Raw genomic sequence first — 6,804 nt, 5'->3', positions numbered from 1 at the left:
ACGGCCGAGCGACGGGAGGCCCGCCCAGCGCCCGCCACGCCCGTTCCTTCCCATCGCGGTCGCGCTGGAAAGCAAGAACGGGCACACCTGGTCATCCCGAACGACCCGGTACGCCCGATCCCACCAGGTACGCCCGGATCCACCCAGCACACGCACGCACGGCCGAGCGACGGGAGGCGCGGCTCGCCCCCGACTACCGTGTCGCGGTGGTCGTGCGGTCGCGCCCCGTCAGGTCGACGTGCGTCTCCGGGGTGCGGAACCCCCGGCGCGCCAGGACCTCCCGGACGCCGGCGCCCTGCGGCTCGGCGTGCTCGATGACCAGGACTCCCCCGGGCACCAGTAACCGCCAGGCCGTCTCGGCAAGAGCCCGGACGGCGTCGAGGCCGTCGGGCCCGCCGTAGAGCGCCATCGCCGGGTCGTGGTCGCGGACCTCGGGGTCGATCGGGATCGCGTCGTCCGGCACGTACGGCGGGTTCGACACGACGACGGACACGGTGCCGTCGAGTTCCGGCAGCGCGTCGGCGAGGTCGCCCTCGACGAGCCGGACCGTCCCACCGTGGGCGTCGACGTTGCGCCGGGTCCACGGCAGGGCCTCGGCCGACCGCTCGACCGCGTAGACCACGGCGTTCGGCACCTCGGTGTCCATCGCGATCGCGATCGCACCGCTGCCGGAGCCCAGGTCCACGGCGATCGGCTCGGGGACCGCGGTCGCCCGCAGCGCGTCGATGCCGAACTGCACGACGCCCTCGGTCTCCGGACGGGGCACGAACACGCCCGGTCCGACGGCCAGGGTGAGCGCACGGAAGTACGCCTGCCCGGTGATGTGCTGCAGCGGCTCACGGGTGGCACGGCGGGCGACGGCATGCCGGAAGCGCTCGACGTGCTCCGGCGCGATGCCGCCACCGATCAGCGCACGGGCCTGGACGGCACCGCGCGAGGTGTCGGTCGCCCACGCGAGCAGCAGCTCCGCGTCGACCCGGGGCGTCGGCACGCCGACGGCGACGAGCGCCGCGGTCGCCTGCTCGAGCAGGCGATCCGCGGCGTACGTGAGGGGCGTGTCGGCGGTGATCCGGGCCTCCAGGCTGGGTGTGCGCTTACGCGTCCTGGTCGCCGATGGCGGCCAGGCGTGCCTCTTCGTCCGCCTGGATGGCGGACTGGATGACGGGCTCGAGGGCACCGTTCATCACACGGTCGAGGTCGTACGCCTTGTAGCCGGTGCGGTGGTCCGCGATCCGGTTCTCCGGGAAGTTGTACGTGCGGATGCGCTCCGAACGGTCCATCCCGCGGATCTGCGACTTGCGCGCGTCCGAGGCGATCGCGTCGAGCTCCTCCTGCTGGCGCGCGAGGATGCGTGCGCGGAGCACGCGCATGCCGGCCTCGCGGTTCTGCAGCTGCGACTTCTCGTTCTGCATCGCCACCGTGATGCCCGTGGGCAGGTGGGTGATGCGGACCGCGGAGTCCGTCGTGTTGACGGACTGCCCGCCCGGGCCGGAGGACCGGTAGACGTCGATCTTGAGGTCGTTCTGGTTGATCTGGACCTCTTCGGGCTCGTCCACCTCGGGGAACACCAGCACGCCGGTGGTCGAGGTGTGGATGCGCCCCTGCGACTCGGTCTGCGGCACACGCTGGACGCGGTGCACACCGCCCTCGTACTTCAGGTGCGCCCAGACGCCCTGGGACGGATCGGTCGTGTTCGACTTGATCGCGACCTGGACGTCCTTGTAGCCACCCAGGTCGGACTCGGTGCGCTCGAGGAGCTCGACCTTCCAGCCCTTGGTCTCGGCGTAGTGCGAGTACATGCGCAGGAGGTCGGCCGCGAACAGCGCCGATTCCTCGCCGCCCTCGCCGCCCTTGATCTCCATGATGACGTCACGGCCGTCGTCGGGGTCGCGCGGGATGAGCAGCCGGCGGAGACGCTCCTGGCGCTCCGACAGCTGCTCCTCGAGCCCGGGGACCTCGTCCGCGAACGCTGCGTCTTCACGGGCGAGTTCCTGGGCGGCGGCGAGGTCGTCCCCCGCCGCCTGCCAGGCCTCGTACGCGGACTTGATCTGGTTGAGCTCGGCGTACCGCCGGTTCACCTTCTTCGCCCGGGCCGCATCGGCGTGGAGCGCGGGGTCCGACAGCTGCTGTGTCAGGTCCTCGTGTTCCGCCAGCAGCCCCGCTACCGACTCGAACACGCGTTACTCCTGGTGGCCGTTGTGGTGGGCGCCGGTCGAGGGGACCGACTTCTGCACCTGCACCAGGAACTCGACGTTCGACTGCGTCTCCTTGAGGTTCCGCAGCACGATCTCGAGAGCCTGCTGCGGGTCGAGCCCGGCGAGGGCCCGGCGCAGACGCCAGGTGATCTTGACCTCGTCGGCGGAGAGCAGCTGCTCCTCGCGACGGGTACCGGAGGCGTTCACGTCGACGGCGGGGAAGATCCGCTTGTCGGCGAGGTGACGGTTCAGGCGGAGCTCCATGTTGCCGGTGCCCTTGAACTCCTCGAAGATGACCTCGTCCATCTTGGAGCCGGTCTCGACGAGCGCGGTCGCGAGGATGGTCAGCGAGCCACCGTCCTCGATGTTGCGCGCGGCACCGAAGAAGCGCTTCGGCGGGTAGAGCGCCGCCGAGTCGACGCCACCGGAGAGCACACGGCCCGACGGCGGGGTCGACAGGTTGTACGCACGGCCAAGGCGGGTGATCGAGTCGAGCAGCAGCACGACGTCGTGGCCCAGCTCCACCAGGCGCTTCGCACGCTCGATGGCGAGCTCGGCGACGGTGGTGTGGTCCTCGGCGGGACGGTCGAAGGTCGAGGCGATGACCTCGCCCTTCACCGTGCGCTGCATGTCGGTGACCTCTTCGGGCCGCTCGTCGACGAGGACGACCATCAGGTGCGCCTCGGGGTTGTTCTTGGCGACGGCGTTCGCGATGGCCTGCAGCACGACGGTCTTGCCGGCCTTCGGCGGGGACACGATGAGACCGCGCTGGCCCTTGCCGATCGGCGACACGAGGTCGATGATGCGGGTCGACAGCTTGCCCGGCTCCGTCTCGAGGCGCAGGCGCTCGTTCGGGTACAGCGGGGTGAGGTCGTTGAAGTCGACGCGGGCCGCGGCCTCGTCGGCGGACTGGCCGTTGATCGACTCGACGGCCACGAGCGCGTTGTACTTCTGGCGGCTCTGCTGCTCGCCGTCACGCGGCTGCTTGATCGAACCGACGACGGCGTCGCCCTTGCGCAGGTGGTACTTCTTCACCTGGCCGAGGGAGACGTAGACGTCGCTCGGGCCCGGCAGGTACCCGGTGGTGCGGACGAACGCGTAGTTGTCGAGGACGTCGAGGATGCCCGCGATCGGGATCAGGACGTCGTCCTCGGTGACCTCGGGCTCGAAGTCGTCGTTCTGGCCGCCACGGCCGCGCTTGCGGTCACGCTGGCGACGGCTGCGGCCGCTCTCGGCCTCGTCGGCGTGCTGTTGCTGCTGCTGCTTCTGCTGGCCGCTGGTCTGCTGCTTCTGCTGACCGGCGTTCTGCTGCTGCTTCTGGTCGGCCTTGTCGTCCTGCTTGGCCTCGGCCTGCTTCGGCTGGTCGTTCTGCTTCTGGCCGCCGTTCTGCTGGCCGTTCTGCTGCTCGCCGCCGTTCTGCTTCTGCTGGCCGCCGTTCTGCTGGTCGGCACCGTTCTGCTTCTGCTGGCCGGCGTTCTGGCCGCCGTTCTGCTGCTCGGCGCCGTTCTGCTGCTCGCCGTTCTCGGCGTTCTGGCCACGGCCACGACCGCGACCACGGCTGCGACGACCGCGACGCGAGCCGCCCTCGCCCTGCTCGGAGTTCTGGTCGCCCTGGTCGTTCTGGTCGCCGGACTCGTTCTGGTCCTGGTCGGCCTGCACGGCGGACGTCGGTGCCTGCTGGCCCTGCTGGCCCGCCTGGCTCGGCTGCTCGGCCTCGGCGGGTGCCGACGCCTGCTGGCCCTGGTCGGCGGCGCGCTGCTCGGTGCCGCGCTGGTCGGCGCCACGCTGCTCGGTGTTCCGCTGGCCACGGCCACGGCGCTGGGAGCCGGACTGCGCGGCTTCCTGGGCGTCCTTCTCGGCGCGGACCTGGTCGAGCCCGGCGAGGAGGTCCTCGGTGCCGGTCTGGCCGTGGTTGGTGTGCTCGGCGGCCGAGGTCGGCGCGGCGTTCACGGTGCCGCCGGACGATGCGCGGCGCGAACGACGGGCACGGCTCGGGGCTGCCGACTCGGCGGGGGCCTCAGGGTCGGCGACGGGTGCCTCGGCAGCGGGCTGCGCGGGGGTCTCGGCGGGCTCCGGCAGGGTCGGCTGCTCGGTGGCGGCCGGCTCGGCGGGGGTCTCGGCGACGGCGGCGGCCGGGGCGGCCGGCGTCTCGTCGACGGGACGCTTGTCCTCGATGGAGGCGATCAGGTCGCCCTTGCGGAGCTTGGAGAGCCCGGTGATGCCGAGCGAGGAGGCGATGCGCTGGAGCTCCGGGAGACGGAGGGCACGCAGGTCGCTGGGGATCTCCACCTGGGCGGAGTTGTTGTCGGTCAAGGTCGGTGTTTCCTTTCGAACCGCAGAACGCGGAGAGTTTCCACCGTCCCGGATGCAGGGTGAGCATCGACCGCCGTTCAGACGACGGATCGGGATTCGGTGATCAGAAAGAGATGCACACTCGCGCACCGGACCCTGCGACGTCGCAGGAGCTGTCCTGAGGACGAGCGATCCGTACGGTTACGCGGGTTCGGCTTCGAGCGCCGAGTGCGCTGCCACTGTAGCACCACCGAGATCGACGGCCAGCATGAGCGGCCGCCAGTCGGATTCGGCGTGTCGCTGCACCAGTTCGGCGGCGGTCAGGCGCTGTGCCGGGTCGCTGCCGAGGACGAGCAGGCTCGGCCCGGCACCGGAGACCACCGCGGCGAGGCCGTGCTGCCGGAGCAACCGGATCAGGGCGTCGGTCTCGGGCATGGCGCTGGCGCGGTACGCCTGGTGCAGACGGTCCTCGGTCGCGGCGAGCAGCAGCTCGGGGCTCTGGATGAGCGCCGCGACGAGCAGCGCCGAGCGGGAGACGTTGAACGCGGCGTCGGCGTGCGGGACCTGCTCGGGCTGCAGGGAGCGCGCGAGCTTGGTCGAGAGCGTCGAGGTCGGCACGAACACCACCGGGGCGACACCGCGGTGCACCAGGAGCCGCTTGTAGGCCGGGCCCTCGGCGGTCATCCACGCGATCGTCAGGCCGCCGAAGAGCGCCGGCGCGACGTTGTCCGGGTGGCCCTCCATCTCGGTGGCCAGGGTCAGGAGCGTCGAGGCGTCCAGGTCGACGATGCCCTCGAGTAGACCACGGGCGGCCATCAGCCCGGCGACGATCGCCGCGGCGGAGGAACCGAGACCGCGGCCGTGCGGGATCGCGTTCCTGGCGTGCAGTTCGAGGCCGGGCTGGTCGACACCGGCGTGCTCCAGGCCACGGCGGACCGCACGGACGACGAGGTTCGTGTCGTCCGTGGCGACCTCACCGGCACCGACGCCCTCGACCGTGACGGTCGCGCCGGGTTCGGAGCGCACACGCACCACGACCTCGTCGTAGAGCGAGAGCGCGAGGCCGAGCGAGTCGAAGCCGGGGCCGAGGTTCGCCGACGTGGCCGGCACCCGGACGCGGACCGCCGATCCGGTCGGCAGTGCACGGACCGCCCGTCCGGCCGGTACAGCACTGCGGGCGGTCATGCCCTCACCCGGTCCGGACGAGCGGTCGGAGATCACTGCTCGCTGACCAGACCGAGCACGTCGGCGATCGACTTCGTGTCGACCGGCACGCTCGTCGGGGTGACCTCGCCGCCGTCCGGCGTGCGGAGGGCCCACTGCGGGTCCTTCAGGCCGTGGCCCGTGACCGTGATGACGACCTTCGCGCCCTTCGGCACGACACCGGCGTCGGCACGCTCGAGGAGCCCGGCGACACCGATGGCCGATGCGGGCTCGACGAAGACGCCGACCTCGGCAGACAGGATGCGGTGTGCGGCGAGGATGGCCTCGTCGGTGATGGCACCGAAGTAGCCGTCGGTCTCCTCCCGCGCCTCGAGCGCGAACTGCCACGAGGCCGGGTTGCCGATGCGGATCGCCGACGCGATCGTGTCGGGGTGCCGGACGACCTCGCCGTGCACGATCGGGGCGGAACCGGCGGCCTGGAACCCGAACATGCGGGGCAGCTTGGTGCTGCGGCCGGCGGCGACGTCCTCGCGGTAGCCGCGCGAGTACGCGGTGTAGTTGCCCGCGTTGCCGACGGGCAGGAAGTGGAAGTCCGGTGCGTCACCGAGGACGTCGACGACCTCGAACGCGGCGGTCTTCTGCCCCTCGATGCGGTCGTTGTTGACGGAGTTGACGAGGTGCACGGGGTAGTTCGCCGCCAGGTCGCGGGCGATGTCGAGGCAGTCGTCGAAGTTGCCCTGCACCTGCAGGAGCTGGGCGTCGTGGGCGACGGCCTGGCTGAGCTTGCCCATGGCGATCTTGCCCTCGGGCACGAGCACCGCAGCGGTGATGCCGGCGTGCGTGGCGTACGCGGCGGCCGAGGCGCTGGTGTTGCCGGTCGAGGCGCAGATGACGGCCTTCGCGCCGTGCTCGACGGCCTTCGAGATCGCCATCGTCATGCCGCGGTCCTTGAACGAACCCGTCGGGTTCATGCCCTCGAACTTCACGTAGACCTCGGCGCCGGTGCGCTCGGAGAGCCGACGAGCCGGGATGAGCGGCGTGCCGCCCTCACCGAGCGTGACGATGGGCGTCGCCTCGGTCACGTCGAGTCGGTCGGCGTACTCGCGCAGGACTCCCTGCCACTGGTGGGCCATCAGGCTTCTCTCTCTGTCCG

The 6,804-nt window shown here is 71.3% G+C and carries 5 protein-coding genes; all 5 read right to left on the bottom strand.

What is annotated here, in order from left to right; translation table 11 throughout:
- Positions 1-193: 193 nt before the first annotated feature.
- Entirely contained in the window at positions 194-1,030 is an 837-nt protein-coding gene (gene prmC, locus BIU91_RS05780; RefSeq protein WP_171907788.1) for a peptide chain release factor N(5)-glutamine methyltransferase, read from the bottom strand.
- A 64-nt stretch (positions 1,031-1,094) separates the two neighbouring features.
- On the bottom strand, positions 1,095-2,177 hold the full coding sequence (prfA, locus tag BIU91_RS05775; RefSeq protein WP_017885756.1) for a peptide chain release factor 1: 1,083 nt from the start codon (positions 2,175-2,177) through the stop codon (positions 1,095-1,097).
- A gap of 3 nt (positions 2,178-2,180) precedes the next feature.
- The gene (gene rho, locus BIU91_RS05770; protein ID WP_071404607.1) at positions 2,181-4,508 is read right to left on the bottom strand and encodes a transcription termination factor Rho; all 2,328 of its coding nucleotides are present in this window, start codon (positions 4,506-4,508) and stop codon (positions 2,181-2,183) included.
- 180 nt (positions 4,509-4,688) lie between these two features.
- Positions 4,689-5,672: a homoserine kinase gene (thrB, locus tag BIU91_RS05765; RefSeq protein WP_071404631.1), complete on the bottom strand. Its 984-nt coding sequence runs from the start codon at positions 5,670-5,672 to the stop codon at positions 4,689-4,691.
- Positions 5,673-5,704: 32 nt separating this feature from the next.
- Complete coding sequence (gene thrC / locus BIU91_RS05760) at positions 5,705-6,784, bottom strand: threonine synthase (RefSeq protein ID WP_071404606.1); 1,080 nt, start codon at positions 6,782-6,784, stop codon at positions 5,705-5,707.
- Between the last annotated feature and the right edge of the window lie 20 nt (positions 6,785-6,804).

Source organism: Curtobacterium sp. MMLR14_002 (genome assembly GCF_001864975.1).
In the GTDB taxonomy this organism is placed as follows: Bacteria; Actinomycetota; Actinomycetes; order Actinomycetales; family Microbacteriaceae; genus Curtobacterium; species Curtobacterium flaccumfaciens.
Note: the sequence above shows the minus strand (reverse complement) of the source record. Positions and strands in the feature narration are given on the sequence as shown.

What these genes read in the sequence shown, in the direction of transcription:
- thrC (WP_071404606.1), bottom strand. Translation starts at nt 6,784, where the DNA reads ATGGCCCACCAGTGGCAGGGAGTCCTGCGCGAGTACGCCGACCGACTC.
- thrB (WP_071404631.1), bottom strand. Translation starts at nt 5,672, where the DNA reads ATGACCGCCCGCAGTGCTGTACCGGCCGGACGGGCGGTCCGTGCACTG.